The 3,327-nt window shown below is 60.5% G+C and carries 4 protein-coding genes; all 4 read right to left on the reverse strand.

Annotated elements, in window-relative coordinates; translation table 11 throughout:
• Window positions 1-326: 326 nt before the first annotated feature.
• Entirely contained in the window at window positions 327-656 is a 330-nt protein-coding gene (gene mdtI / locus T370_RS0121510; RefSeq protein WP_005028267.1) for a multidrug/spermidine efflux SMR transporter subunit MdtI, read from the reverse strand.
• The gene (locus T370_RS0121515) at window positions 653-1,048 is read right to left on the reverse strand and encodes a DMT family transporter (protein WP_005028266.1); all 396 of its coding nucleotides are present in this window, start codon (window positions 1,046-1,048) and stop codon (window positions 653-655) included. Before T370_RS0121515 ends, mdtI begins: the two co-directional genes overlap by 4 nt.
• Window positions 1,049-1,415: 367 nt before the next feature.
• Window positions 1,416-2,234: a bifunctional hydroxymethylpyrimidine kinase/phosphomethylpyrimidine kinase gene (gene thiD / locus T370_RS0121520; protein ID WP_029436968.1), complete on the reverse strand. Its 819-nt coding sequence runs from the start codon at window positions 2,232-2,234 to the stop codon at window positions 1,416-1,418.
• A gap of 25 nt (window positions 2,235-2,259) precedes the next feature.
• Window positions 2,260-3,039: a YkgJ family cysteine cluster protein gene (locus T370_RS0121525; RefSeq protein WP_005028263.1), complete on the reverse strand. Its 780-nt coding sequence runs from the start codon at window positions 3,037-3,039 to the stop codon at window positions 2,260-2,262.
• Window positions 3,040-3,327 lie beyond the last annotated feature (288 nt).

The following is a 3,327-nucleotide window of genomic DNA, read 5'->3' on the forward strand; positions in this document are numbered from 1 at the left end:
CTCCCAAACCCTCCCCACCCCTTCCCAAGACTTTCACCCTTATCGAATCCCTCTTCACAGCTTTTCCAATGTCTGTAAGGCCGTTCCTTTTTGGTGTATCTTTAGAAAAAGCAAGGACTCCCGGATAGTCGCGCTATCCGGGAGTCCTTATATGAAGCAACCGGGAAACTTCCGTTCAGGGAAACCCGTGTCATCCCCCTCATCAGCCAACCGACCCGCTTACAAAAGTCTTTGGAAAGGGAGGGATGGGGTTTGGGGAAGGGAGGGAAAAGCTTTTCTCCAGAAAAGTTTTCCCTCCCTTCCCCAATGCCTCTGTACTCTTTGCGCTAACTCAGCTTCAACACCGTCATGCCGCCGATGAGCAGCACCATGCCGAGCCACGCGCAGGGCTTGAGCCTCTGGCCGAGCAGGAGCCAGCCGCCGATGGACGTCCCGAGGATGCCGAAACCGCCCCACATGGCGTAGGCCACCGCGAGATCCATGTCGCGCACGGCGAGCGACAGGGCGTAAAAGGCCAGCCCGACCATGCCGAGCGAAGCGAACCCTATGAACTTGCGCCGGAACCCCTGCGATTTGGCAAGCAGCAGGTTGGCCACGATATCCAGCAGCGCGGCAACGATCACCGCCAACAACGAAAGCGAAAAGAACGAACTCATGACGCCACCCCCGCCTTGGCGGGACGCTGGGCGGGCCCGCCTTCGGATGTGCCGTGATGGATCAGCAACGCCCCACCGAGAACCGCCAGCAGTGCGAAGAAGCGTTGCATATTCATGGCCTCACCGAGCAGGAACACGCTCACGAGGGTGATCATCGTAAGCCCGAGGCCTTCCCAGAACGCATAGGCGACGCCGATGGGGAGCCCGGTCGCGGCGAGGGCAAGGCAGTAGTACGAAAGCCCGATCAGCGCGAACATGGCCATGAGCCCCGCGTTTGGGCCGAGCAGCCAGCCTTCGTGTTGGGACATCTTCATCACAGAGGTTCCACCCACTTCAAAAACGATGGCACAGAACAAGAAAAACCAATGCTTCACATGCGATACAGAAGACATAGAAAACTCCGTCGTCTTGAGGCGCACACGCGCAAACAGAGCGCGGCGACGCCCGGATAGCAAAAAGGAAAAAAACGAAGACGTGCGGAGGGAGGCTTAGAGCAGGCTGATCCAAGTCCGTTCGGCTGAGGAGAGGCCGCATTGCAGCCAGCGGGGATAGAGAGCGGATGTCATCATAATAAAAAAAGATAAAACATATTGGCATGGAAGGCAAGGCGGCGTTCCCGCAGGCGATAAAACGCCCGTATGCCGGAAACCGAATCTCCCGAGAAAGCGGGACAAGCGACACGGCGGAAAAAAGAGAAAACGAGAACCGGCGTTCCGGGCTCAACGGCGTGCGGACGTCCTCTTTTTTCCGCCGGAAAAGCTATTCGCCAACCCGCTTGGCAATCCATGAAGCGTGGTTCGGCGGACCCGCCCCGAGCCCCGGCGCGTACCCGTGGCGCAGGCAATGGTTCAGAAACTTCTGGGCGTGCACGATGGCATCCCGGATCCCGAGGCCAAGCCCCAAATAGGTCGCAATGGCGGCGGACAACGTGCAACCCGTGCCGTGGTTGTTCGAGGTCTTCACTCCAGGCTGCTTCAACGCGATGATCGGTTTGTCCGGCAGAGCCAGCCAATCCGTGAATTCGGCGTCGGAGGCCGAGCCGAAATGCCCCCCCTTGATGAGGACGGCCTTGGGGCCCATATCGATGAGCTTGCGCGCGGCGACGTCTATGTCCTTTTCGGAGTCGATCTTCATGTCCGCGAGCAGTTCAGCTTCGGGGCGGTTGGGCGTCAGGAGATCGGCCTTGGGCAGAATGTGCCAGCGCAAGGCATTGACCGCATCCTCGCGGAGGAGCCGCTGCCCGCTCTGGCTTACGCAGACGGGATCGACCACAAGCGGGAACTCGCGCCCCTGCAATCCGGCTTCGACCGCTTCAATGATTTCGGCGGAGAACAGCATACCGGTCTTGGCCGCGGCGATGGGGAAGCCTTCCCGGACCGTTTTGAGCTGAAGCCCCACAAAGCCCGGTTCCGGGGCATGGATACCCGCGACGCCCACGCCGTTCTGCGCGGTCAGGGCGGTAATGACGCTCATCCCGAACCCACCGATAACAGTGATGGTTTTGAGGTCGGCCTGAATGCCCGCGCCGCCGCCGGAGTCGGAACCGGCGATGGTGAGGATACATGGAGGAGTAGGCATGGCAAACGCTCCTTTGATGGTGCGATTATCTGTAGAGATCCTTCCCGTCGGGAAACACGGGGCCACCATACCTTCCCTCACCCCGGCGAACAAGCCCCATCCGGTTATTGTTCCGGGTCAGGGCCAAGCCGAACATGACGAGGGTTTCGGAGAGCGGACGCCCGAGCAGGAAGGGGAGGCAGCCTTCCGGGATGTTGCCGCGCTCCACGCACAGTTGGCGGAACGAAATATCGTAGCGCACCGTTTCCAGCAGGGCTTCGGTAGCTTCCTTTTCGGCGGGCGTGCCGGGGTTGATCGGCGGCATGACCAGCTTCGCCAGCGGCGCGATACGCGAATAGGCGCACATTTCCTCGTAGGCGGGGAACAGGCCAAGCCATTCCTCCGGCGCGCCCACGGCCCGCATCACGTCCGCGCGGGAGGCGCGGTCATGGCCGTACAGCTCGGCGATGCCCCGCGTGTCGGAACAGCTCAACGCCCGGCACTGGGCGGGGCGGCGGTCATAAATTCCGCATCCGGCGTCCCGGCCCGGCACGGCGTCCGGCATCCGGACCAGAAAACGGCATTCCCAATCCGTCCGGCCTCTGGCGGGCGCAAGCTTCACACATTCACTCTCAAGAGGCGTCAGGGTGCCGATCACATCGTCACGGACCAGTTCGCCAGTACGCAGCGTGACCAGATCGGCCATGCCGAACGGAACGGTTCCCTTAGCGGGAGCATCAAGCCGATCAAGCAGGGACAGGTCGTCCCTGTGCAGCACCGGCCCCCCGAGGCGGCAACATTGGCCGCAGCGTTTACAGGATGACATCAGGCACTATCCTTCTTTGTTGAATGTCTCCGCCGATGGTACGGGACTCCGCCCCCGGCGGCAAGCGCAAGTTCCTTTTGAGGCGGTACAGCGGCGTTGGAGGAGGGATATATTTCAAAGCAACAGCACTCCCCATTCCCCTCCCAAAAGAAAACGGCCCCATCCTCACCTCGGATGGAACCGTCCTCTTTTATCCTAACCTCAACCAATCCCCCTTCAATCCACAGAGAAAACCAATAAGAGGGATTCGATAAGGTCAAAAGTCTTGGGAGTGGAGGGGGTGGGGTT

It is taken from the genome of Bilophila wadsworthia ATCC 49260 (assembly GCF_000701705.1).
Lineage (GTDB): Bacteria > Desulfobacterota > Desulfovibrionia > Desulfovibrionales > Desulfovibrionaceae > Bilophila > Bilophila wadsworthia.